Source organism: Saccharicrinis carchari (assembly GCF_900182605.1).
Lineage (GTDB): Bacteria > Bacteroidota > Bacteroidia > Bacteroidales > Marinilabiliaceae > Saccharicrinis > Saccharicrinis carchari.
Genome location: NZ_FXTB01000005.1, coordinates 166,047 through 189,954, shown reverse-complemented (window position 1 = coordinate 189,954; position 23,908 = coordinate 166,047). Strand labels below are relative to the sequence as shown.

Genomic DNA, 23,908 nt, shown 5'->3' with positions numbered 1-23,908 from the left:
CATTACTAAATTTAAATAAATGAGGCGATTAATCCGTTATTTTTTACAGGGGCTGCTTTACATAGCACCATTGGCTGTTACCGTTTATATAATTGTGGTTTCCATTGTATGGATAGATAGCCTGCTCCGCGATCGTGCGTTTTTTCAAGAGGGTTTTCTATCTAAATATAATTTCCCCGGCTTAGGATTGATACTGATACTAATGCTGGTTACTTTAATAGGGTATGTTGGCCAACGGATGATTTCTTCGCCTATTTCGTTGGCTTACGATAAAACCATGAAAAAGGCGCCCTTGGTTAAAATGATATATACGTCGGTAAAGGATTTACTTTCGGCCTTTGTGGGAGGTGAAAAAAAGTTTAACCAGCCGGTAATTGTTAAGCTCGATGAGGCCGGATTACTGCATCGATTTGGGTTTATCACCAGCAACAACCTCAGCAATTTAGGCTTGGACGATATGGTAGGTGTTTATTTGCCCAGCTCCTACGGTATGTTGGGCGAAATGTATGCTGTGCCTAAGAAGCAAATTATACCCTTAAAAGCCAATTCGGCTGATGTGATGAAATATATTGTTTCCGGGGGGGTATCTGAGATATAAAAACATCAATGACACACAAAAATATTTTGGTAAGTTAATCGATTACTGCTTGGTGTTCAAATAATATTGCGTCGTATCTTTAATTGTTTTTTCTATCGGTGTATAATCAAAGTCAATGGTTTTTGAAATCAAAGCCCCCGAAAAGACCGTCCTTTTTAAGGATGATCTGGCGGAATCTTTGGTAATAAGCGGTTCAGTGCCAAACAGAAAGTTTTTTAGCCATTCGTATCGCCAGGCTATCCCAACAAGTTGTGCACCTGCGCGAAATTTAGGGGGTCGTACTTGTAGCGATTGAGCTATTTGTGCAAATAACGATTTAAATGAAAGGTTAGCTCCATTTAGTATAAAACGCTCATTAACTGCATTGCTTTTGGTCAGTTTTATCATGGCACTAACCACATCCCTAACATCTACAAAGCCAGTTCCGCCCGAGGTGTAAAACAGCAAACCTTTATAAACCGTATCTATTATTTTTAAACTTCCCTGTTTCCAGTTTCCCGGCCCCAGAATTACCGATGGGTTTACTACTATTGCGTTCAGCCCTTCTTTGGTGGCACGCCATACCTGCATCTCTGCCCTAAATTTACTCAGGCTGTATGCCGAGTGATTTTTCCCCCCTTGCCAATACGAAAACTCATCTATCGTTTCACCGTTTTTAGAGTTTCCCAATGTAGCAATAGAACTTACGTAGCAAAACTTCTCCACCCCCTTCTCAACGCATGCATTCACCAAATTGGCCGTTCCCTCTTCGTTTACCTCCATCATATGATTCCTGAGTGATGGGTTAAACGAAACCAAAGCTCCGGTATGATATACCGTTTTAGCGTCGGCAAGTGCCAGCTCCAGCGATTCGTAGTCAAGCAAATCGCCTTCTATCCATTCTATCTCTTCAAACAAATGGAGGGTCTCGTCACCATAAAACTCAAATACAAAACGCGTTTTGTTAATGTTGGAAGAGCTGCGTTTTAAAGCCCGGACTTTTGAACCACTCAAAAGAAGGTGATACAATAAATGAGCGCCCACCAAGCCCGTACCTCCTGTAACTAAAATCATATTTATACTTTACCGGTTAAGTTTTATATTTTATTTGGGGTTCGGGCTATGGTTTTACAGCACCTAATTTACCCGTAACACTATCGATTACTTTTTAAAACTAAAAGGCATTAAAATTAAAGCTTTCCCGTTTCATAAAATCAAAGAAACAAAAAATACCGCTTGCTTTAACTTTTATCGTTTAAAATAACGAAGATCAAAAGGAAAAGGTTCGGATTTTATAATTTTCCCATCCTTATATCGCATCAATACCGCATAAAAAGTAAGCTTAAGAAGCTGAGCGCATGCTTGATGCTATAATTTAGCCTATTATTCAAATAATAGTTTTATTTTTGAGACTCTAAGCTTACAAAAATATAAAGATATGTTTTCAGGAATTGTTGAAGAAGCTGCTGTAGTAACAGGGCTCAAAAAAGAACAAAGTAACCTTCATATTACCATGGAGTGCTCATTTGTGAATGAGTTAAAAATAGATCAGAGCATAGCACACAATGGGGTATGTTTAACCGTGGTAGAAAAAACGGATCGTACTTATACCGTTACAGCTATACAGGAAACACTTGATAAATCAAACCTGGGTGTTTTAAAAATTGGCGATAAAGTGAACTTGGAACGGAGCATGCTGATGAATGGGAGGTTGGATGGACACATCGTTCAGGGGCATGTAGATCAAACAGCGGAGTGCATTGAGGTAGAGGAAGTTGACGGAAGTTGGTATTACACATTTCAGTATAAAATAAATAAGGAAAAGGCTGCCCAGGGTTACATGACTGTTGAGAAAGGTTCGGTAACCGTAAACGGTGTGAGTCTTACGGTGGTTAACAGCAAAGAGGATAGGTTTTCGGTTGCCATCATCCCTTACACGCATGAGTTCACCAACTTTCATCAATTAAAACCGGGTAGCATTGTTAATCTGGAATTTGATATCATAGGTAAATATATCAGTCGTATTATGGCACTAAAAAACTAAAAGCGATAGTGTTTTGAACCAAATAATTCAGGATGGCTGATTTTTTAAAATAAATACCCTAAAAATAATTGTAGGTGAACAAATATATATACATTTTTATTTCATTGACAATTTTTGGTGCTTGCACTTTAAACGAGGGTGCAATTCAAGAAGGGCAGCTGCAGGCCGACGTTCCGCTTTCCATACGCGAAACTGATTCTGTGGTGGTGGCCAACCTGATTAATCGGTCAAAAATTTACTACGATGACAATACGAATACGGCCATGGCTTTTGATCAGTTTTTATTGGAAGCAGAAGAGCTCGCCCAAAAAAATGGTTTTAATAAGTCATTGGCCGAAATATTTACCATGGCAAGCAAAAGGTACCGAAACAGGTCGGAGTACGGCGAAGCCATAAAATATGCCAACCAAGCGCTTGAGCTGGCCAAAAAAATTGGAGACACAGCACTTTTGTCCAATTACATCAATATGGCAGCAGTTATTTATCGCAGGGTAGATGAAAATAGCCAAGCCATGCAAATGCACATGGAAGCGATGGAACTTGCAGAACAGGTAAATGACACCTTCCAGCTAAGCGTAGCCTTGAATGGAATTGGCAATGTTTACCTGGGGCTTAAACGATACCATGCCTCTATCGAATACTTTAAAAAGTCGTTTGACATTGCTGTGCAACAAAATAATATTTTAGGGCTTGCCATAAACACCAATAATATAGGGGAAGCCTTAAAATTTACCGGCCAGCTAGACTCCGCATTAGTGTACTTTTACCAATCGCTCGAATACAATAAGCAAATAAACTCGGAAGTAGGTTATGCCATTTGCTATAACAGTATTGGGGATACTTATCGACTTAAAAACGACTTCAGTAAGGCGCTCAAATATTTAAAGCAAGCATTGGTGCTGAACGAAAAAACACGGGATAAAATAAATGTATCGGTAAGTTATTCAATGTTAGGGGAAACATACTTGCAGGTGTACGACTACGCAAGAGCCATAGAGCACCTTAAGGAAGGATTGAATATTGCCGTAGAAATAGGCTCTAAGTACCAAATCGAAGCCTGTTCTAGGTTATTGGCAAGATGTTACGAAAAAACCAATCAGCTACAAAGCGCCATCGGCCACTTAAAGGTTGCACAAACCTACAAAGACAGTATTTTTAACGAAGCCAGCTTACGCCATATCACAGTGGTAAGAGCCAAACACGAAGCCGATAAATCCAAAGCCAGGATACAGCAGCTTAACATCGAAACAGGCCTGCAGAAAAAATTAATATTACAGCAAAAAAGGGCTATTTTATATTTTGTATTTTTTGTTTTGGCACTAATTGCCGGAAGCGTTTTAATATATCGTCAGATAAAACTAAATGCTGGTTACAAAAGCATTTTAATGCAGCAGCGCTTGTTACGTTCGCAAATGAACCCACACTTCATATTCAATGCCCTAAGCGCCATTCAGGTATACATACTTGAAAACGACATGGAAAACTCATCCAAGTTTTTGTCGCATTTTGCCCGTCTTATGCGTCAGGTTCTGCGTAGCTCCGAAAAAGAATACGTTTCGCTTGAGGAAGAAAAAAACATGCTCAATTATTATTTGAAGCTGCAGCAACTTCGATTTGTACAACCTTTTACTTATAATATTACTTTCGATAAAAGCATTAGCGAAACAAGTACCCTGATCCCCCCCATGATTACCCAGCCTTTTGTTGAAAACGCGGTGGAGCATGGACTTAAATCTGTGGAGAAAAATGGCTTGATAGAAGTACGGTTTTTGCAGGATAATAATACCTTAGTGATAGAAATTGAGGACAATGGCATAGGTTTGTCCGATGCGAAAATGTTAAAAAAAGGTGGAGTAAAACACGAGTCTATGGCCATTCGTATTACAAACGAAAGGCTTCAGATGATTGAAAGAATGACCAAAAAACAATGCGCCCTCTCTATTTTGGATTTACATTCAAATTCGACTCAAAAAAGTGGTGTGCTTGTAAAAATAACTATACCTATCATCCAACCTGATTCTTCTGTATTGGATAAAAATAAAAGTTCAAAAATCCGTAAATTATTTGGCAAATTAATGAAGTAATTATTCGGTTACATTTGGGTTCGTTTTATCTTTCTACTCTATATCTGATCCATATAAATTAAAATCATTACCCAAAGGTAAAAGGAATTAAAATATACAAATAATTTGCGTAGGTGAGTCGAGTGTCCATCTTTGTTGGCTTGCATGGTAATTTTTAAAGTCCAAACAATCATGGCAATGCACGAAATTGTTAAAGGCCAGATAATAAACCGATGGTCGAGCATATTAAAAACAGGAAGGAAGAGTGCGGAGATATATGTGGCCAGGAACCAAACCAGATTGATACGGATGACCTGTTTTTTATTTAGTACATCTGTAATAACAGGAAAACCCGCTTTTTTATATTGGTCTTTGTACTTGAGCACGAGCAACCAAAAATGCGGCATCTGACCCAGAAAAAAGAAGAAAGCCAAAAAGTGAATACGCGCATCCAGGATAGAGCCACCAGCTGCCACCCAGCCTGCTATAGGAGGGATGGCTCCCACCACAGCCCCCGGAAAAACAGAAAATGCACTTCGTGTTTTCATGGGGGTGTATATAAAGTTGTACCAAAAGAGTCCAATCCAACCCCACAAAACGGCATACCCTCCAAAGGGGTATAAACACAATGAACCAGCCATTACAAAAAACAGGATGATGGAAACCGCTAATCCCTTATTCATTAATCCTGATGGGAGTGGACGATTTACTGTACGCGGCATTTTAGCATCTAAACTAATCTCCTGCAATTGGTTAAGCGCCGATGCTCCTGCCGACATAAAAAAAATACCCAGCGAAGCCAATAGTCCCGCCCACGATAGCTGCTCATCAAACATTACATAGCCTGCATAGGCCGTAAAAGCTATGGGAATGGATATAGAAAATTTTCCAAATGTGCGTATATCTTTAAAGGTAAGCATGTTATTTATTCAGGCATTTTTTGTAATCATACGAATAGCAAAGCCTACATTAGGCGGTTTGATTTTTGCTGACCTAAAAAGATCAAAAAGGCTTGCATAAGTCTATTCTCTTTAGTCTTACACCTAATAATACTGACTAATTGGACAATGATTTAAAATACTCAATCAACTGTAGTATCTCATCTTCTGTTACCTGATCTTTATATGATATCATCATTCCTTTGGGGTAACCTTTTACCACTTCCACATTAGGTTCGTAAATCGAGCGCCTAATATAATCTTCGTCCGCCAATATCTCCACTTCTTCTCCGTCTTTAATTACGGTTACCTTGTGTCCGTACAAACCCTTGTACGAAGGCCCCACCAGTTTAGAACCATCGGAGGTGTGGCATGCTACACAGCCATGCTTACGCAATATGCTGTTTGCCGCTAAGCGTATATTAGCGCCTGTATTATCAGGGCCGGCTGCTACGGCACTGGTATCAATGGTATTCCACTTATCAAAATCTTCCTGTGACATCACTTTAACTACCGATTTCATATAGGAGTGCCGGAGACCACAATATTCTGCACAAAACATTTCGTACTCGCCTATTTTACCTGATTCAAACCAAACAATATCCTTTTTACCGGGCACCATATCCATCTTTAACCTAAAGGCAGGTATGTACAAACTGTGCAACACATCCTGGGCTATCAAATCCAAACTTACTGCCTTATTTACGGGCACGTAGAGGGTATCGGTGATGCGACCGTTATCGTACTGAAACGAAAAACTCCACATACGTGCAATAGTTTTAATGTTCATGGCGTCATCTGGAGCATCTCTCTGAAATCTCCATCCCGACCAACCATAATAAAACATAAATACCACCAGTATGGTTGGTATCACCGTCCATATAATTTCCAGGGTATTGTTACCTTCGATATGGGTGGCTGTGGGGTTTTTGCTTTTTCGATACCGTATAACAAAGTACACCATAACAATGGTAATACCGAAAAGAAAAAAGAGCGAGATGCCAAAAATAAAAATAAAGGCAGCATCTACCGTTTCAACAAAATTGGAAGCGTTATTCATTGTTCCTTCAATCATAGCTAGCGAAAATTATAGTCTAAGAAAGTAATAAAAATAACCACACCAACCAATATAAAAATGCCCGGTACAAGTATTTGTAGTATTCTGTTGTCAAACTTGAGGTGCATAAAATATACAAGCACTAATATCGATTTAACAGAAGCCAGTAGCAATGCTGTAAATATACTCAACTCACCAAACTCTATATAAGTTACACCCACCGATACCAGTGTAAGTACAATGAGCGCAGCCAAAATATAAAGGTAGGTTTTGTAAGGTATGATATGGGTGTTGTTATGATTTTTCATTACTTATAATTTTTAGGTGATAAGGTAAAATAAGGGGAAAAGAAATATCCATATTACATCCACAAGGTGCCAGTACAAGCCCGAATTATCTAGCAGTACCGGATTATTATCGGTGATGCTACTGTTTTTTACCCTGATAAAAACAACGGCAATTAAAACAATACCAATTAAAATGTGCAAGGCATGTATCCCGGTCATAAAAAAATACAAACCAAAAAACAGGGTGTCGCCATTACCTAAACTATGGAGGCTTGCACTACTGGGGAAAAGTCCGTGTTCAATTTTTCCTGCCCATTCAAAATATTTGTTTACCATAAATAATACGGCCATAAAAAGCGTAACGAACAATAAAAATAGCGTTAGCTTTTTGTTTTTAAGACGTATGGCCGTACTCGCCATGGCTATGGTGGCACTGCTTATAAGCAGCGCAATGGTGTTTATGGTGCCAACAGTTACACTTAGTTGTTCGGCAGCAAGGCTAAATGCCGTTGGGTTCAGATATCTATATACACCGTAAACAATAAACAGACCTGCAAACAAAAGTAATTCGGTAAAAATAAATAGCCACATGCCAAGCTTTGAGGCCTCGTCGTCGCGATGGCTGTGTTGTATTGTTGCACTTGTATCCATAATTTAATATTTATCGGTAATCATAAGGTCCTTTTTCAACAAGAGGAATCTCTTCGTAGTTTTCTACGGTAGGGGGCGAATCAACGGTCCACTCCAGGGTTTTACCTCCCCAGGGATCCTTGCTGGCACGCGGTCCGTTTTTTGCCGCGTGTATCAGATTAAATATAATGATAGCTAAGCCGGTAAACAATACCCATGAACCTATAGTAGAAATAATGTTAGGCCCGTGAAAGCGATCAACATAATCGTAATAGCGTCGGGGCATACCCGCTACACCTAAAAAGAACATAGGCAAATAAAGAGCGTTAAAACCGATAAAGAAAAATATCCACCCGGTGGTAGCCATACGGGCATTATACATCCTTCCCCACATTTTTGGGAACCAATAATGGATGGCACCTATAAAAGCAAAACCGGTACCACCAAAAACAATGTAATGGAAGTGAGCCACCACAAAGGCCGTATCGTGCAAATGAACATTAACAGAGAGCGCCCCCAAGGCCAATCCCGACAATCCTCCAATCATAAAAACGAATAAAAAGGAAGCTGCCCAAAAAAACGGAGGCTCCAATTGTATGGATGCCTTGTGCATGGTGCTTACCCAATTAAAAACCTTTATGGCACTGGGAATAGCCACTAAAAAGGTGAGTATCGAAAATGTATAAAGTGCCGTACCGCTCATGCCCGAAGTAAACATGTGGTGTCCCCAAACAAAATAACCTACAAATGCTATAGCCAGGGTAGACAGCACAATAACTTTATATCCAAAGATAGACTTGTTGGCAAAGGTGGGTATGATTTCTGAGATAGCACCCATGGCTGGCAAAATCATAATATAAACTGCCGGATGCGAATAAATCCAAAACAAGTGTTGATAAAGAATGGGGTCACCTCCAAGCGCCGGGTCGAAAAAGCCAATATTAAACAGTCGTTCACCTGCAATTAACATCAGGGTGACAGCCAAAATAGGCGTAGCCAATATTTGTATCCAGGAGGTGCCATAGAGCGTCCAGGGGAACAGAGGCATCTTGAACCAGGTCATGCCCGGTGCCCGCATCCTGTGTATGGTAACAATAAAGTTAATGCCGGTAAGGATTGAAGAAAAACCTAAAATAAAGGCACCGAGCACCGCCGGAAGCATATTGGTGCCGGTTTTAAAACTGTATGGTGCATAAAAAGTCCAGCCGGTATCCGGTGGTCCACCTGCCATAAACAGGGAAGATAGGGCAACCAGCGCACCAAAAACATATACCCACCACGATAAAAGATTGAGCCGTGGAAAAGCCACATCTTTAGCTCCTATCATTATGGGCAGCATAAAATTACCGAATACTGCCGGCAGGCCGGGTATCACCACTAAAAAAATCATAATAACACCGTGCAGGGTAAATATGGCATTGTAAGTGGCCGGATCCATTACCGTTTTTCCGGGTGCCAATAATTCTAATTTCATGGCCAACCCCAGGAATAATCCGGTAATAAAAAAACCTATTATCGTATAAAAATAAAGTAATCCGATGCGCTTGTGGTCGGTAGAAAAAATCCAGCCTAATATACCTTTATACCTGCCTTTATGCTCCCTGAAGCTGACGTGCTCCCGGGTTGTTTCCTTATTTTCCATATATGGTTTTAATTAATTGGTTCGTTTGGGTTTAAGCGTAAGTACAAGGAGTACTAAGCCTGCTATTATCAATATAAGAATGCCTACTATTTTGGTGATGTTGAGCACATAGGATTGGCCCACGGGATCGTAACTATAGCAGTATTGCAAAATACGGTTTACCGTGGGGCCGGGTATACCTTTCGAGGACTCAATTACGGCCAGCTTAAGTTCAAACGGCAAAAAATAGGTGCCGTTAAGGTAGCGTGTTATTTTACCCTCGGGACTTAATAGTATCAGGCCTGCCGTATGGATAAAATCATTACCCGTACGTTTGTACGAAAAGCCGGTAGCTTTAGTAAGCTTGGCAATATTGGCGCTATCGCCCGTAAAGAATAGCCAGCCGTCTTCAAAGCCTTCTTTTTCTACAAGTAAGGAATAGTTGTTGCGTTTTTTTAACGCCAAATCATATGTTTCGCTATAGTCGAAACTAACAGTAACTACCTGGTAATCTCTGCCCAGTTCCATATCCGACATATTAACCACCTCGGTAATGGCATCCATTAAAGGCGTACATATACCGGGACAACGATAATAAACGAAATTTAAAACGGTGGGCATTTCTTTAACGATAGAACTAAAAAGCACGGTATCGCCCTGCACATTTACCACCTCTATATCTGCAGGTATATATTCGTCTAAATGTTCGTCGATACCGATTGTATTGGTTTCTTCCGCCTGTGCTGCCATAACGGTAAAAAACAATACGCTCATACAAATCAACTGTTTCATGTTATAGTATTTAAGGATGACATAAAAATCGCACTAAAAGTTGGATTGGCCTAAACACGCCCTAAATTATTTAAATAATGTTTAAAGACAGTAAAGTATGTTTATTTTTTCAATAAACCTAACAACAAAGTGCAGATATTGTTTTTACTATGTTGCTTTTAGGTTTTCAACTGTTTGTAACCCGTATTTGTTTGGAGCCTTCAGCCTTTGCAAAATACGCAACAAAGTTCATTTTACGGTAAGGGGTTTGTTATCACCTTACGTGTAAATATTTTTTTCAAAAAATTCTGGAATTTACCAATACGGGTATCGGCGGGGTGCCATAAGTGCTATGCCATATAACAGTCCCCCGTTCCGCTTCCCTTGGCGTGTGCGATCGCATCGGGTGAGCCGTAGATGCGGCAATAACACAACAAAGCGATTACAGAACACAGCCCCTCCTATTTCCTGATTGGCTTTGCCCTCAGCGGATCGTCCGGCCATTTATGTTTGGGGTGTCGGGCTTTGAGTTCCTTTTTCACCTCGAAATAGGTATTGCTCCAAAAGCTGTTCAGGTCGGAGGTTATTTGTACAGGCTTATAGCCGGGCGACAATAAGTGCATTAATAGGTTTATACTTCCTTTGTTTACGGTGGGTGTGTGCTGCAACCCAAAAACCTCTTGCAAGCGCACGGCCAGCACCGGAGAATCTCCCTTGGGATTATAAATAATGCCAATATATGATCCGGTGGGTACTTTAATTTTTTCGGGCGCCAACTCATCGAGCTGCTTTTGCTTTTCAAAATCAAGATGATGTTGTAGTACCAGTTTTAAATCAATCTTCTTTAAATCTTCCGGTTTTTTAATAGTTGATAAATAAGGTGTCAGCCACTCCTGGTTGGTTTGCAACAGTGTTTCTGTACTCACGTCGGGCCATGTCAGGTCTTTGTTCCATGCCCTCAAGCTCAGCACCCTGTTTTGCCATTGCGTTACGCTCTTGTTCCAGTTGAGCAGATGATGGCCTTCTTTCTCAATAGCTTTTGAGATAGCTTGGGTTTTTAGTTGGGGGTCATAATTATCGAGCGGCTGTGATTGTAATATGATATGCCCCACACACAGGTTTTTAAGCGCCGAAAACCCACCTCTTTTGGTATCCCACTCCACCACTTCTCTTTCTTTTACCATGGGTGCCAGATCTCTTGGATTAAGCGGAGAGGCCAAAAATATTTTACCCACCGTATCGCGCATATTCATGTGTGCAATAGCCAGCCAGGCTTCATGGGCTAAATCGTCTTTATGCCCCGCTGCCGCAATAGCGCCATTGGCCAATTTAAACTGCGCATTATTGCCGGGCCGGGCATAAGCAATGCGCTCAGGATAAGCATACACCAACAGCAGGCCGGTTTCAAAAGGATCCTGCGCATCGTTTTCAACACTAATATGGAGTAGTTTTCGATATTGGGCGGCTATCTTCTCAATCCGGTTTAATATTTTATTGCTGACGATGCCTCTTCTACTTTTCCGAAGCATCTCAATACGCAGGTTAATATCGATACCGGCCTCTTTGTCCAAAGGGTCGCGCTCCTCCAAAACCGCAGCCACATCAGTAGCCAGTGCACTTAAGCCTTCTTCCTGCGCCATTAAAAGCATATGTGCGATGCGGGGATGGCAAGGGAGTTGGCTCACGCGTTTACCGTGCTCGCTTATCTTTCCGTCTTCCAAGGCCGCTAACTGATGCAGAAGCTCAATAGCCTGATCCAGCGACGCTTGTGGAGGTGGCGTGAGCCAAACAAGATCCTTAGGATTGGATATTCCCCAAACAGCCAAATCAAGTACTAACGAAGCCAGGTCGGCCTCCTGTATTTCCGGCGTCCGATGGTCGCGCAATCGCAATTGGGTAGCCTGGGTCCACATGCGATAGCACACCCCCGCCTCCAGTCGTCCGGCACGTCCGGCACGCTGGTCGGCGGCATCTTTGGTTATCTCCACGGTAACCAGTTTGGAGAGGCCGGTGGAAGGGTCGAACTGCATGGTACGGCCAAAGCCACTATCCACAACTACCTTTATTCCCTGGATGGTAAGGCTGGTCTCGGCTATCGAAGTGGCCAGTACAACTTTTCGTTTTCCTTTTTTATTGGGTATGATGGCCGCAAACTGCTTGTTGGGAGGCAGCTGTCCGTAAAGCGGGTGAATGGCCATTTGCGGCAGACTCTTTTTTAATATGGCTTCTGTCTTTCTGATCTCGCCTTCGCCCGGTAAAAACACCAGTATATCGCCTTTCTGTTCCGCAGCTGCTTTTTTTACCAAACGCGCTGTAAGCTCCGGCAGCAGCATCCTATCGCCTTGTCCTTCGTATTTAATTTCAACGGGATACTGACGGCCGAGACTTTCGATGATTTTGCACTGCAGCAGTCCCGACAGTTTGGGTAAGTCCAGAGTGGCCGACATAATCATTATGCGCAGGTCGGGACGGAGCACTTGCTGCGATTCGCGTGCCAGCGCCAGTGCCACATCGGCAAAGAGGCTGCGCTCATGAAACTCGTCAAATATTACCATACCCACATCTTCCAGTGCATTATCGCTCTGTAGCATGCGGGTGAGTATGCCCTCGGTTACAACCTCCACTCTTGTTTTGTCGCTTATCCTATTTTCAAATCGGATGCGGTATCCTACCGACTGCCCCACTTCTTCGTTTAACAAATCGGCCATGCGCAGGGCGATGGTTTTGGTAGCCAGACGCCTCGGCTCGAGCATAATTATTTTTTTGCCTTCGAGCCACGGCTCATCCTTTAATACCAATGGTAGCAAGGTACTTTTTCCTGCCCCCGCGGGTGCGTGCACAATCAACGTGTTTTCTTGCCGAAGAGTTGATTTTACTTGGTCTATTATTTCAACAATTGGCAAACCGGTTTTATTCGCATCAAAACTCAAGGTGGTATTTTTAAAAATGTGAGCCACAAAGATAAGGAACAAAAGATAAACACAACTTATTTGTTTCAAGCGAAAGGACAGCACAACACTGGATTTTATTATGCATATATCCGGTAGCAACGCTTTATTTTGCATTATGAAAGCCTAAGGAGTGAGAGATTTTTTATCCCTAACCTGTCAGACCTCCACGTCCTGTGTACTCCGCTCCCACCTCCTATATTTCAACTTTACACGTCTTAAGCATTAAAGCCGCGCCTCTTTTTTCATATATTGTGCTTATTTTCTGATTATGTGCCAACTATTTGTTATTTTTGCGAGAATTTGTAAAGTAAAAATTTTACGTGTTTTGCTGTATTGGATTGTCTTTATATCCGGAGTGATTGAATAAAGCTTACACCATGCACAAACACGGCAATTATGGATATTAAAAACGCGAGCATTGTTTAGGTGCATAGCTTTACTTAACCCGCACAAGCCACAACCAAACAGAAATTGGCTTGACCTGGTTAATCGGCATTTTTTTATTCCTAATAAAAACCTTTATTTCAAATTCATCAATCATCAAACTAGATATTGTACAACTAAAGAATAAAAATTTTGCTCACGTACCTTTTATCTAATACATATTTTGGAAAATAACAACGGCAAATATAGCACATGAAAAATATTAAAGTAGGCCAACAAGAATTTGGCAAAGACAAGCTTTTTATAATCGCCGGTCCCTGTGTAATCGAAAAAGAATCGATTATGATGGAGACAGCGGAAAAGCTAAAAAAAATGGCAGAAAGGCTGGATCTTCCTTTCATCTTTAAATCATCCTACATCAAGGACAATAGAAGCTCGGTAGAATTTTATCCCGGTCCCGGATTGGAGGAAGGCCTAAAAATGTTGCAAAAGATTAAAGATACCTTCGACGTTCCTGTCATTTCCGATGTTCATCAAGCGTCCGAAGTTAATGCTGCAGCCGAGGTATTGGATGTGATTCAAATACCGGCTTATTTATGTATGCAAACCTCATTGGTTACAGCGGCTGCTAAAACGCAAAAAGCGATTAATGTGAAGCATGGCCAATTTCTGGCTCCCGAAAATATGATTAAACCGGTGCAAAAAATAGAACATTTCGGCAATAAAAACATCATGGTAACCGAACGGGGCTATGTTTTTGGGTACAACGATTTAATTGTGGATCCGCGTAGTTTTTACGAACTGCAACAAACCGGGTATCCCGTTGTTTTTGATATTACCCATTGTATTCGCAAGTACGGTATCCCCAGTTCCGATCCCAGCGGTGGAACACGTCAGTATCTTGGTCCCATTGCCCGTGCAGGTGTTGCTGCCGGTATCGATGGCATATTTATCGAGTCGCACCCTGATTGCACCAATGCCCTTTGCGATGCGGCTAGCCAATACCCATTGGATCAGTTAGAAGAATTTTTAAAACCGCTTATTGAAATTCATCATATAGAAAAACAAACCAGAAAATAATTTTGTTACCATAAAAAATATTATATCATGGAGTTATATCTTGATTCTGCCGACATTAATGAAATAGAAGAGGCATTTAAACTCGGTTTTATTGACGGCCTGACCACTACACCTACCTTTATGCACCGACATGGCATAACCGATATCGATGGAGCAATCCTTAAGCTGTCGAAAATGGTTCCCGTGCTGATGATTGAGGCACTGGGCGATACGGCTGAAGAAATCGTAGCCGAAGCAAAGCGTTTGTTGAGCCTGGGGCTGGACAAAAATAAAACTGTTTTTAAAATACCGGCTTCTTTAGTTGCGGCCAAAGCGTGTAAGATGCTTCGCGATGAGGGTATGATGGTAAATATCCATTTGGTATATAATATTCAACAGGCATATATGGCGATGGCTGCCGGTGCTACCTATGTGTGTGTATTAGTAGGACGCATGCAAGACCAGGGCTATGAGGCGCTAAAGCTGGTTGATGATTGTGTAAAGCTTGTGAATAAGTACAATTACGACACTAAGATTATGTTTTCGTCGGTGCGTTATCCTGAGCATATTAAAAATGCGATTGATTTGGGAGCCCAAAACATCACCATTCCATGGAAGATAATGAAGAACCTGAACAACAATAATTTCACAGAAATAGGTACACATGAATTTGTAAACCACACCCGCCAGATGACTATGGTAGTGGGCGAAGTAGTGGGTAGTAAAAATCCTATTATCGGTTTGGATGGTTTGGTTACAGATGCCAGCATCGAAATGACCCGATATGCCACAGGTGCCGTTTCTGTTGTAGATGCCGACGGCAAATTAAAAGGTATTTTTACAGACGGAGATCTACGCCGCCAAATGAATACGCATGGCAAAAAGTTATTGGGTATGAAAATGAGCGATTTTGATTTGAAGATGCCTATCCATGTCAACATCGATGATAAATTACATGTGGCCGTAGGTGTTTTTAAAGAGAAACAGGTGGATAACATTATCGCGGTAAGCGATGGTAAACCTGCCGGCATGTTGGATGTACAAGATTTGGTTAAGTTGGAGATTTTGTAAACGAATTACACGCTTCTGCTAATCCCTTGAGTGGATAGCTACATAAAACATTTATTGAAGGGGTGATTTTTTTGAAATCGCCCCTGTTACGTTTGATTTGTAAGCTGAAATATTACAATTTGAAGAAAATTATTTTTATTGCAGCAATTATTTGCGAGAGTGGGTTTTTATACGGTTTATAGGAACACATAATGACTATGATAAAGTTGACGCAAACAATATTTGAGCATCATGGAAATAAAACTAATTAAAACGGAAAAAGACTATAATCAAGCTTTATTAAAACTTGAAGAAATATTTGATACTACAGAAACAAAAAAGAAAACGATGAAGCGGATTTGATAGGTGTGTTAATTGAAAGATATGAAGAAAAACATTATCCTATCGGTCCTCCGGACCCAATTGAGGCGATAAAGTTTCGCATGGAGCAAATGGATATGAACAAAAGTGATTTAGCCAATATTTTAGGATATAAAAGCCGAGTCACAGAAATTCTTAGCAGGAAAAGGAAATTGACACTAAAGATGATTAGAAATCTTCATGAAAAGTTGAATATTCCTTATGAATCACTAATAGCAGATTATTAAGCAAGTACTTTGCAAATAAAGTCTGATATAATCATATAAAAATCTAAAAAAATAAAGTTATGCCGGGTACAGAAATATTTGGTAAAGAAGAAAAAGAGCAGGTAATGGAAGTCCTCGATAAAGGGGTTCTGTTCAGATACAACCACGATAAAGAGCGAAACGGTATTTGGAAAGCAAAGGATTTTGAAAAAGAATTTGCCGAATATCATGGTGCTAAACATTGCCATATGGTAGCCAGTGGAACAGCAGCCGATTGCCTTTCCTTAGCCGCCGTAGGGGTTGGAGCCGGCGATGAGGTGATTGTGCCGCCCTTTACCTTTATTGCTCCTATAGAGGCGGTAGTTAACTGTGGTGCGGTGCCCGTGTTCGCCGAAGTGGACGAAACGCTTTGTATGACAGCCGAGTCAATAGAAGCTGTAATCACGCCAAAAACTAAAGCCGTTTTATTGGTGCACATGGTTGGCGCTATGGCACAGATAGACGAAATTGTGGAAGTGTGCAAAAAACATAATATTATCCTTATCGAAGATGCTGCACAATCTTTAGGTGGTTCGTACAAAGGTAAGATGTTGGGCACTTTTGGTAAGATAGGCTGTTTTTCGTTCGATTTTTTTAAACTCGTTACAGCCGGCGAAGGAGGTGCTATCATTACCAATGACGACGACGTATACGAAACAGCACATACCTATTCCGACCACGGACATAGTCACCAGGGCGATAACCGTGGTGCCGAAGAACATGCTATTTTAGGCACCAACTATCGTATCAGCGAGTTACATGCAGCAGTTGGTTTGGCTCAGTTCCGTAAGCTCGATTATATGCTCGAAAGACTTAGAGCCAATAAAAAAGTGCTAAAAGATTATCTGAAAAAATTCCCACAGATAACATTTCGTCCACTACCGGATGAGGATGGAGATTCGGCTACCGTATTAAATTTCTTTTTGCCAACACAAAAGGAAGCGGAAAGCGTGGCAGCAGCGTTGGCAGCAGATGGGGTAGCATCGGCCTATTGGTATAATAACAATTACCACTTTATTAAAAACTGGGACCATTTAAAGGAGTGTAGAGTAGCAGCGCCTGTAGGCATGCAATTCCTGGATAAACCCCAGGATTACAAGACCTTGGAACTTCCTCAATCCTACGATATTATCGGACGTTTGGTTTCCATTAACATGAAAATCACCACATCTCCCGAAGAATTACAGACTATTTGTAAAACTTTCGATAAAGTGTTGGGTTAAATTAACTACTGCGGTTGGCTCAGTTGCACGAATACTATGCGTGCAACTCGGGCAACTCCCCGAAAAAACGGGGCAGGCTGTGAATAAATAAAACAAATCATCATGCTATACGATTTTAGAAGTTTTGTTAATCCCGGACGCTACGCTTTTGGTAAAGGTAGCTTTAACCATTTGGGCGAATTAATAAATAAACAAAAAAATGAAAACAACGATTGGGTTGTTTATATGATCGACACTTTTTTTAAGGATAAGGATGAGGTGATTAACCGTATCCCGACTAACGAAAAAGATTTGTTTATTTGGATTGATCCCAAGGACGAACCCAAAACTATTTTGGTTAATGAGTACCGCGATAAAATTCTGGCACATCAAAACACCTTGCCGGCCGTTGTTGTTGGTATGGGGGGTGGTACGGCCATGGACTATTCTAAGGCTACCGCCCTAATGGTGACCAACCCGGGCGATTCAAAAGATTATCAGGGCCTGGACTTGATCAAGAACGAAGGTATCTATAATATTTGTATCCCAACCATTGCCGGAACCGGTGCCGAGGTGTCGATGACTGCCGTTTTGAGCGGACCCGAAAAAAAACTGGGTATAAAGTGCGATTACACCATCCCCAACGAGGTTATTTTTGATCCGGAGCTTCTTGCCACCGTTTTGGACTCGGATAGATTTTATACCGGCATGGATTGCTTTATCCATAACGTAGAGTCGCTAAACGGAACGTGGATAAACGCTATGGGAAAAGCATTTGCGGAAAAATCGAACGAGCTATGTGAGGAGGTTTTTACCAATAAAATAAGCAACCGCTTAAAGGCCGACGAGCAAATGATGGTGGCTTCCATCATGGGCGGTAACAGTATCACTTATGCCCAGGTGGGCGTATGCCATGCTCTGTCGTATGGTTTGGCGGTGGTATTGGGAACCCACCATGGGGTAGGCAACTGCATTGTTTTTAATCAGCTGCAGGATTATTATCCTGATGGTTACAAAATGTTTAAAAAGATGCAGGCTTTACAAGGTGTTGAAATACCCAGTGGTATAACCGCCAACTGCACCGACGAACAATTGGATCAAATGGTAGAGGTGAGCTGGGCACTGGAACATATGTGGAACAATGTTTTTGGTCCGGATTGGAAAAATCACATCAACAAACCAACCATTAAGGATCTTTTTAAAAGGATGTAATACATAGACTGTTAGACAATGAGATAAGAGACAAACAGATAAGCTCTCATCTCTTATCTGATGGCTAAAAACATAAACGAATGAATATTATAGCAATCATTCCAAGCCGTTATAGCTCCAGTCGTCTTCCGGGCAAGCCATTGGCTATTATTGGCAATAAACCCATGGTACAATGGGTATACGAAAACTGTAAAAAAGGCCTAGATCATGTTTTTGTGGCTACCGACGATCAACGAATCATAGATGCTGTGGAAGAGTTTGGTGGTAAAGCTGTGATGACCAGCGAAAACCATAGTAGCGGAACAGATAGATGCGCAGAGGCTGCTGTTAATATCGAAAAGAAGTATGGCATTAAGGCCGATGTGGTCATCAATGTTCAAGGGGATGAGCCTTTTTTTGAATCGGCCCAGATTGACGATATTAAAGCTTGTTTCGACAACCCGGACACGCAAATAGCTACCCTGGTGCAAGAAGCAAAGGATTTGGATCAGGTATTGAGCCAAAGCGAAGTAAAGGTGGTGTTAAACAATTGGGGTGAGGGGGTTTACTTTAGCCGTTCGCCCATTCCCTTCTTGCATAACATTGCGCAAAAGGACTGGATGACGCACCATACCTTCTACCGACATTTGGGAATTTATGCCTACCGGACTGATATTCTTAAGGAGATTGTAAAACTCAATCGATCATCACTCGAAATAGCCGAATCACTTGAACAGTTACGCTGGATTGAAAACGGGTTTCCTGTAAGCTGCGTAATCACAGAACTAGACGAAACCATGTGCATCGATACCAAGGAGGATTTGAAAAAGGCCAATGAGATGGTTAAAGGAAAATAAAGCCGTTTGATCAATTTCTGCAGAAAAACAAATTGATGTGAATTGAGAAGTTTACAGACTAAAACGCGTAGAATTGCGCAGCAATTTGCAACTATAGGGTTATAACATTTTTTTTATGGTGAATATCCAAAGTCAATTTACAAATATTGGGGGGAAATTTATTACGCCAATTGATGAGCTTATGGCTAAACTCTCCAACATTAAAGCCTATATTTTTGATTGGGACGGAGTTTTTAATAATGGCTCCAAGGTGGGCAACCAGGGAAGTAATTTTGCCGAACCCGATGCCATGGGCATTAACATGCTTAAACTCGATTATTGGTTGCACCATGGTAAATTGCCCCATACTTTTATTGTTACAGGCGAGGAAAATAAAACAGCGCAGTTTTTGGCAGGTCGCGAACACATGAATGCCGCTTTTTACAAGTGTAAGTTTAAAATGCTGGCCTTAGATCGGATTTGTAAGGAAAATGATTTGAAACCCGATGAAATTGCTTTTATCTTCGATGATATACTGGATGTGGAATTGGCCCGCTCGGTTGGGGTCAGCTTTCAAATAAACCGTGTGGCAAACCCGCTTTTCAATCAATACCTCGTAGAGAACAAAATATGCGACTACCGCACGGGCAGCACAGGTGGTAATGGGGGGGTGCGCGAAGTGTGCGAACTCATCATCGGCCTTACGGGTAGCTTACCACAAGCCATAGAAACACGGATAGAATTTAAAGGGAATTACAGCAAATACTTATCCGACAGAAATAAAATTGAAACCGTTTGCGAGCCTGTAGAGTAGTAATAAAGCGAAAAAAATAAACGCTAAAAGCACTTCGGGGTATTGCATACAAGGATATCACCTGCCACCAAACCATCTACATTTTTTCCTAGTTAGACAGCTCAATAAATTGTGCTTATCTCGCACCTTATATTATAAGCGTTTATCCGGGTTGCTGATTAAAAAAACGGGGCTGTCTCAAAAGTCAAAAATATTTTGACGTAACTTACAAATTGCAAGTACCATGTAAATGACTCTTCTCTTTGCTCATGAGAACAAGGGGAAGTACGCCACCGGAGGCGGTGGGATGGGGATCGTGAGGCGACCTCACTTACAATCTGTAAGTTTAAATGTTATATAAAACACTTACGAGACAACCTCATACTTTTATTGAACAAGTTCCAATATCTTACCTACCGTTTTTTCAAGATCTATACCGAGTCCTTCTTTTTGGTGCACCAACTCCCCCTGTTGATTAAAAACGCTAATAATATTGGAATGGGAAAAATCTATTGGTGAAATTTTCTTATAATTTACCGCCAAAACTGCTGCAAATTCACGCGTATCGGCTTTGGAACCCCGAAGAAAAACCCACTGATCAGCATCCATTTTATTTTCTATGGCAAACTGCTTCAGTCGCTCCGGCGTATCCGTTTCAGGATCGATGCTGACCAATACTAATTTCACCATATTTTTATTCTTTTCAGGAATTTGTTTTTCTATTGCTCTCATGTCGGCAACCAGCCTGGGGCAAGCCGCTTTACAACTGGTATAAATCATTACCATAACCAAAACACTCCCCTTTAGCTCTTTTAGTTCTATTGCGTGATTGTCCTGGTTGGTCCAAACCGAAGGAAGATTATAGATAGATAAATCCGAAATTTCTTTTGCTTCCTGGGTATCAGCCTCAACGGGTTGCAGATCCATTTTACAAATCGCACAAGTGCCGGGTTTATCCGAGCTTACGTCACCTTCGCATTGCATGGGGCATTGGTAAGTTACATTTGATGTGGATTCTTTTTTATTAGAATGGCAGGAGCTGACAATGGCAAATGCAGCCAATAATAAAAGTAAAGAAGTTATTGTTTTTATCATGGTTTATTTTTTATTATTCAATAGCGTCTTTAGCACAGCGGAATCCTAAAGTTTTAATGGCATAATTAGCCTTCATACTTCCTCTGAAGGCATAACGCATAAATGCGGCATAATTCATCAAGTCGGAAGCCCCAACGGCTGCACTTCCACAGAAAAGATTACTGTCCTTATCCACATCTTTTCTTGATTCTCCGGAAATAAGCACAGCATTAAAGTCCATGGTCCACTCCCATACTAAACCATGCATATCATAAACACCCCAGTAGTTTTTAAAGGTAGAGCCAATTGGTTTATTAAAAGATTTTGGCGCCTCGTACCAGTCCAGTATTTTTTGATTATAACTCTTTTTGGATCTGGCATCGGCCGAAATCTCGTCGGCCATTGCTACGTACTCCCACTCATCAATTGTCGGTAATCTTTTCCCCTGATACTCACAATAATTTTTCGCTGCAAACCACGATACATTTGTTACAGGCGCATCATCGGAAAGTACTTTCCCATATGAAAGGTTGTCTTCCCAATCCCGCAAATAATTAGCATCTGCAAATAATCGTATCACCTTGCTTTTTTGCCATGTGGGATAAGCTTTAACAAATGCGAGGTATTCGGCATTGGTAACCGGATAAACATCTATTGAAAAATCATCTATAGTAACAGCCACTGAATCAACACCATATAAAGGAATATAGGTTCCTCCTTTAATTTTTACCATATCCTTCTGTGCCTGTGCTACATGAACTGTAATAACTGCAAAGAGTAGAAATACTATTTTACCGCTAAAACCCATCTTTATTGTTTTTTAATTACCGCTTCTTACCGCTTTTACCATTGCCGGTGTTACTTCCTTTTTGGAGTTACCCCAACTATTATAAACGTAGGTTAATACGTTGGCAATTTCTTCGTCTGATAGGTTTTGTGCCGTCATAACACTATTATACTTTTCACCGTTAACCGTTATTTCGCCCGATTTGCCATTTAAAACTATATCAATAGCACGTGTTACATCAGCATTTAAATAATCTGAATTTGCCAAGGGAGGAAATGCATGTGCAATACCCTGCCCCTCGCCCAGGTGACATGCAAAACAGGTTTGCATATAAATTTGCTTTCCAAATTCCATACGTTCAGCCATCGATTTAGCAGGGATTTCAGATTCCGGAATCTCGTTTGTTGAAGGCATTGTTTGAATACCTCCACCTTCGGGTAAATAAATATCATCCCGTTGTTCACCTGAGTACACCTTTTCATTTTCTTCACCTTCGACTTTTAGCATGCCTAAGGCACCTTTATTAAAAGCCCTGAATATGGAGTGATCCACCAAAATAAAACTACCGGGTACCTCTACTTTAAACTCCACAATGGCAGCTCCCCCGGCCGGAATTAAAGTTGTCTGCACGTTCTCGTTTATTAAATCTCCACCTTCTACGTGAACTTTATCAAATATTTCGCCTATCACATGAAAAGAAGATACCAGGTTTGGGCCTCCGTTACCTACATACAAGCGCACTGTTTCCCCTACATTAGCCGTTAGGGCATTATCGCCGGTAAGGGCTCCTACGCTTCCATTAAACACCACATAGTCAGCGTCCTCATCAACTGCCTTTTGCATATCAAACGGTTGGAGCCCGCGATCGCCATGCTTACCTTTGGTATAGAAATCGCCTTGCATAACGTAGTATTCCTTATCTACAGGCGACAGGCCTTCTTCCGGTTCTACCAATATTAGTCCGTACATTCCATTGGCAATATGCATACCCACAGGAGCGGTTGCACAATGGTAAACATACAGACCCGGATTTAACACCTTGAAGGAGAATACCTTTTCGTGTCCGGGAGCCACAAAAGAAGACTCCGCCCCACCCCCCGGACCAGTAACCGCATGCAAATCAATGTTATGCGGCAATTTATTGTCCGGATGATTTTTCAAGTGAAACTCTACCTCATCACCTATCTTGGTACGAATAAAGCTTCCGGGCACCGTTCCCCCAAAAGTCCAATAAACGTACTTTACACCATTCGTCAGTTCTCCTTCCTGCTCCAGGATTTCCATATCCACAATTAATTTTTTAGCTACCCTATCGGCCGTTGGCGGCGGCACATTGGGAGGCGAGGTCAAAATAGCTTTCATTTCTACATGTGCAGGAATATCCATGCTACTTGTAATTTTAGTTTTATCAATGCCATCCGTTTTACAAGATGAAATAATAATAAACGCAGCTACGATGTATAGTGCCGTTTTAGGGGTGATAAACTTTAGTTTTATGGCTTTCATGTAGATAATTTATTTGTAGATTTTTTACACTAATCAATTGTGATTTTACCATAAAAATACCTTTTTATCCTTATATAGCAAAAATACAGCCTCCTTTTTTTAATACTCAAATGACTAATGGTAAATTTTAAAATGAAAGTACTCGTATGGAAAGCACCTATTGCGCTTTGGAAGTAGCTTCAGTGACCGTAAGTATTGGAGAATTTGTTTTAATCCCAAATAATTTTAGGAATTTTTTCTACCTCCGGTAGTTACCAAGTTTCAGTAAAACCCAGCTCAAAAGTTTAACTTCAGCTAATTCGTGGGTAATCCCGCTAACGCGGAACAGGTTCAACACTACTCATGTCTTCAGCCATGTATGAATAGTTCAGGTTATAGAAGATATGGAATAAGCTTTTATATGCCATCTGGCATACTTAAATAAAAAAAGGCACCTACTATAAGTACCTTTTAATTTTTTA

General features: G+C 41.0%; 20 protein-coding genes. 9 read left to right on the top strand and 11 right to left on the bottom strand.

Going from position 1 to position 23,908, the window contains the following annotated elements:
* Positions 1-19: 19 nt before the first annotated feature.
* Positions 20-598 (top strand): DUF502 domain-containing protein, encoded by a 579-nt coding sequence (locus FN809_RS11180; protein WP_142533604.1) that lies wholly within the window; start codon positions 20-22, stop codon positions 596-598.
* A gap of 42 nt (positions 599-640) precedes the next feature.
* Here the strand turns inward: FN809_RS11180 and FN809_RS11175 are convergent, their stop codons facing one another.
* Positions 641-1,651: an NAD-dependent epimerase/dehydratase family protein gene (locus FN809_RS11175; protein ID WP_142533603.1), complete on the bottom strand. Its 1,011-nt coding sequence runs from the start codon at positions 1,649-1,651 to the stop codon at positions 641-643.
* A gap of 364 nt (positions 1,652-2,015) precedes the next feature.
* Here FN809_RS11175 and FN809_RS11170 point away from each other — a divergent pair, with 364 nt between their 5' ends.
* Together FN809_RS11170 and FN809_RS11165 are read left to right on the top strand one after the other, a co-directional pair.
* A complete protein-coding gene (locus tag FN809_RS11170) occupies positions 2,016-2,621 on the top strand; it encodes a riboflavin synthase (protein WP_142533602.1) in 606 nt (201 codons plus the stop codon).
* Positions 2,622-2,695: 74 nt separating this feature from the next.
* The gene (locus tag FN809_RS11165) at positions 2,696-4,705 is read left to right on the top strand and encodes a tetratricopeptide repeat-containing sensor histidine kinase (protein WP_142533601.1); all 2,010 of its coding nucleotides are present in this window, start codon (positions 2,696-2,698) and stop codon (positions 4,703-4,705) included.
* A gap of 38 nt (positions 4,706-4,743) precedes the next feature.
* Here FN809_RS11165 and FN809_RS11160 read toward each other — a convergent pair whose 3' ends face one another.
* The 7 genes from FN809_RS11160 to hrpB all read right to left on the bottom strand — a co-directional run bounded on the left by FN809_RS11160 (position 4,744) and on the right by hrpB (position 12,918).
* On the bottom strand, positions 4,744-5,604 hold the full coding sequence (locus FN809_RS11160) for a protoheme IX farnesyltransferase (protein WP_142533600.1): 861 nt from the start codon (positions 5,602-5,604) through the stop codon (positions 4,744-4,746).
* Positions 5,605-5,740: 136 nt separating this feature from the next.
* Positions 5,741-6,697 (bottom strand): cytochrome c oxidase subunit II, encoded by a 957-nt coding sequence (gene coxB, locus FN809_RS11155; RefSeq protein WP_142533599.1) that lies wholly within the window; start codon positions 6,695-6,697, stop codon positions 5,741-5,743.
* Between the two features lie 2 nt (positions 6,698-6,699).
* Positions 6,700-6,987 (bottom strand): cytochrome C oxidase subunit IV family protein, encoded by a 288-nt coding sequence (locus tag FN809_RS11150; RefSeq protein WP_142533598.1) that lies wholly within the window; start codon positions 6,985-6,987, stop codon positions 6,700-6,702.
* A 12-nt stretch (positions 6,988-6,999) separates the two neighbouring features.
* Positions 7,000-7,617: a cytochrome c oxidase subunit 3 family protein gene (locus FN809_RS11145; RefSeq protein ID WP_142533597.1), complete on the bottom strand. Its 618-nt coding sequence runs from the start codon at positions 7,615-7,617 to the stop codon at positions 7,000-7,002.
* A gap of 10 nt (positions 7,618-7,627) precedes the next feature.
* The gene (locus FN809_RS11140) at positions 7,628-9,238 is read right to left on the bottom strand and encodes a cytochrome c oxidase subunit I (RefSeq protein ID WP_142533596.1); all 1,611 of its coding nucleotides are present in this window, start codon (positions 9,236-9,238) and stop codon (positions 7,628-7,630) included.
* Between the two features lie 12 nt (positions 9,239-9,250).
* On the bottom strand, positions 9,251-10,009 hold the full coding sequence (locus FN809_RS11135; RefSeq protein WP_142533595.1) for an SCO family protein: 759 nt from the start codon (positions 10,007-10,009) through the stop codon (positions 9,251-9,253).
* 440 nt (positions 10,010-10,449) lie between these two features.
* Positions 10,450-12,918 carry an ATP-dependent helicase HrpB gene (hrpB, locus tag FN809_RS11130; protein WP_246095585.1) on the bottom strand — a complete coding sequence of 823 codons (2,469 nt, stop codon included), beginning with the start codon at positions 12,916-12,918 and terminating at the stop codon, positions 10,450-10,452.
* Positions 12,919-13,575: 657 nt separating this feature from the next.
* Between hrpB and kdsA the strand changes: the two genes are divergently transcribed.
* The 6 genes from kdsA (at position 13,576) to FN809_RS11090 (ending at position 20,101) form a co-directional block, all read left to right on the top strand.
* The gene (kdsA, locus tag FN809_RS11125; protein WP_142533593.1) at positions 13,576-14,403 is read left to right on the top strand and encodes a 3-deoxy-8-phosphooctulonate synthase; all 828 of its coding nucleotides are present in this window, start codon (positions 13,576-13,578) and stop codon (positions 14,401-14,403) included.
* Between the two features lie 27 nt (positions 14,404-14,430).
* Complete coding sequence (locus FN809_RS11120; protein WP_142533592.1) at positions 14,431-15,453, top strand: transaldolase family protein; 1,023 nt, start codon at positions 14,431-14,433, stop codon at positions 15,451-15,453.
* A gap of 646 nt (positions 15,454-16,099) precedes the next feature.
* Positions 16,100-17,281, top strand: a complete 1,182-nt coding sequence (locus FN809_RS11105) for a DegT/DnrJ/EryC1/StrS family aminotransferase (protein WP_142533591.1) — start codon at positions 16,100-16,102, stop codon at positions 17,279-17,281.
* A 102-nt stretch (positions 17,282-17,383) separates the two neighbouring features.
* The gene (locus FN809_RS11100; protein WP_142533590.1) at positions 17,384-18,472 is read left to right on the top strand and encodes an iron-containing alcohol dehydrogenase family protein; all 1,089 of its coding nucleotides are present in this window, start codon (positions 17,384-17,386) and stop codon (positions 18,470-18,472) included.
* Positions 18,473-18,552: 80 nt separating this feature from the next.
* Positions 18,553-19,308: a 3-deoxy-manno-octulosonate cytidylyltransferase gene (gene kdsB, locus FN809_RS11095; protein WP_142533589.1), complete on the top strand. Its 756-nt coding sequence runs from the start codon at positions 18,553-18,555 to the stop codon at positions 19,306-19,308.
* Positions 19,309-19,423: 115 nt separating this feature from the next.
* Positions 19,424-20,101 carry a phosphatase gene (locus tag FN809_RS11090; protein ID WP_142533588.1) on the top strand — a complete coding sequence of 226 codons (678 nt, stop codon included), beginning with the start codon at positions 19,424-19,426 and terminating at the stop codon, positions 20,099-20,101.
* A 366-nt stretch (positions 20,102-20,467) separates the two neighbouring features.
* Here FN809_RS11090 and FN809_RS11085 read toward each other — a convergent pair whose 3' ends face one another.
* From FN809_RS11085 to nirK, 3 genes are read right to left on the bottom strand one after another with little or no spacing between them, the layout of a single operon-like run.
* The gene (locus FN809_RS11085; RefSeq protein ID WP_221929411.1) at positions 20,468-21,175 is read right to left on the bottom strand and encodes an SCO family protein; all 708 of its coding nucleotides are present in this window, start codon (positions 21,173-21,175) and stop codon (positions 20,468-20,470) included.
* Positions 21,176-21,188: 13 nt separating this feature from the next.
* Entirely contained in the window at positions 21,189-21,962 is a 774-nt protein-coding gene (locus FN809_RS11080; protein WP_221929410.1) for a formylglycine-generating enzyme family protein, read from the bottom strand.
* A gap of 12 nt (positions 21,963-21,974) precedes the next feature.
* The gene (nirK, locus tag FN809_RS11075) at positions 21,975-23,447 is read right to left on the bottom strand and encodes a copper-containing nitrite reductase (RefSeq protein WP_142533587.1); all 1,473 of its coding nucleotides are present in this window, start codon (positions 23,445-23,447) and stop codon (positions 21,975-21,977) included.
* Positions 23,448-23,908: the final 461 nt, after the last annotated feature.

Coding starts and splice junctions, on each gene's coding strand:
- FN809_RS11180 (WP_142533604.1), top strand. CDS start 20: ATGAGGCGATTAATCCGTTATTTTTTACAGGGGCTGCTTTACATAGCA.
- FN809_RS11175 (WP_142533603.1), bottom strand. CDS start 1,651: ATGATTTTAGTTACAGGAGGTACGGGCTTGGTGGGCGCTCATTTATTG.
- FN809_RS11170 (WP_142533602.1), top strand. CDS start 2,016: ATGTTTTCAGGAATTGTTGAAGAAGCTGCTGTAGTAACAGGGCTCAAA.
- FN809_RS11160 (WP_142533600.1), bottom strand. CDS start 5,604: ATGCTTACCTTTAAAGATATACGCACATTTGGAAAATTTTCTATATCC.
- coxB (WP_142533599.1), bottom strand. CDS start 6,697: ATGATTGAAGGAACAATGAATAACGCTTCCAATTTTGTTGAAACGGTA.
- FN809_RS11150 (WP_142533598.1), bottom strand. CDS start 6,987: ATGAAAAATCATAACAACACCCATATCATACCTTACAAAACCTACCTT.
- FN809_RS11145 (WP_142533597.1), bottom strand. CDS start 7,617: ATGGATACAAGTGCAACAATACAACACAGCCATCGCGACGACGAGGCC.
- FN809_RS11140 (WP_142533596.1), bottom strand. CDS start 9,238: ATGGAAAATAAGGAAACAACCCGGGAGCACGTCAGCTTCAGGGAGCAT.
- FN809_RS11135 (WP_142533595.1), bottom strand. CDS start 10,009: ATGAAACAGTTGATTTGTATGAGCGTATTGTTTTTTACCGTTATGGCA.
- kdsA (WP_142533593.1), top strand. CDS start 13,576: ATGAAAAATATTAAAGTAGGCCAACAAGAATTTGGCAAAGACAAGCTT.
- FN809_RS11120 (WP_142533592.1), top strand. CDS start 14,431: ATGGAGTTATATCTTGATTCTGCCGACATTAATGAAATAGAAGAGGCA.
- FN809_RS11105 (WP_142533591.1), top strand. CDS start 16,100: ATGCCGGGTACAGAAATATTTGGTAAAGAAGAAAAAGAGCAGGTAATG.
- FN809_RS11100 (WP_142533590.1), top strand. CDS start 17,384: ATGCTATACGATTTTAGAAGTTTTGTTAATCCCGGACGCTACGCTTTT.
- kdsB (WP_142533589.1), top strand. CDS start 18,553: ATGAATATTATAGCAATCATTCCAAGCCGTTATAGCTCCAGTCGTCTT.
- FN809_RS11090 (WP_142533588.1), top strand. CDS start 19,424: ATGGTGAATATCCAAAGTCAATTTACAAATATTGGGGGGAAATTTATT.
- FN809_RS11085 (WP_221929411.1), bottom strand. CDS start 21,175: ATGATAAAAACAATAACTTCTTTACTTTTATTATTGGCTGCATTTGCC.
- FN809_RS11080 (WP_221929410.1), bottom strand. CDS start 21,962: ATGGGTTTTAGCGGTAAAATAGTATTTCTACTCTTTGCAGTTATTACA.
- nirK (WP_142533587.1), bottom strand. CDS start 23,447: ATGAAAGCCATAAAACTAAAGTTTATCACCCCTAAAACGGCACTATAC.